Source organism: Lactobacillus sp. UMNPBX12, from assembly GCF_002553955.1.
Taxonomy (GTDB): domain Bacteria; phylum Bacillota; class Bacilli; order Lactobacillales; family Lactobacillaceae; genus Lactobacillus; species Lactobacillus crispatus.
Map to the genome: position 1 here is coordinate 1 of NZ_PCYY01000090.1, position 250 is coordinate 250.

At 40.0% G+C, this 250-nt stretch carries 1 protein-coding gene; it reads left to right on the plus strand.

What is annotated here, in order from left to right; translation table 11 throughout:
* The first annotated feature begins 154 nt into the window (after positions 1–154).
* The gene (locus CP363_RS10620; protein ID WP_223876185.1) at positions 155–223 is read left to right on the plus strand and encodes a putative holin-like toxin; all 69 of its coding nucleotides are present in this window, start codon (positions 155–157) and stop codon (positions 221–223) included.
* Positions 224–250: the final 27 nt, after the last annotated feature.

The window sequence follows — 250 nt, forward strand, 5'->3', positions numbered from 1 at the left end:
CTTGTTCGTCTTCTTTTGCAAACAAAATTTCTGTACAATTATTTTCGCAGAAAGTTTTATGAGCGGCGGTTGTTTTTCCTCCCGGAGGTGAGGCCTATGGTCAATATACTGCAGAAAGGGTTCAACCATGTCGGTTTACGAGAGTATTTCTTTGATGCTTTTGTTCGGTACGTTTGTGTTAGCTCTGCTAACTTACATCGACCATCATCACGACAAAAAATAAAAACGCCGCTCAATGTAATAACTTTGG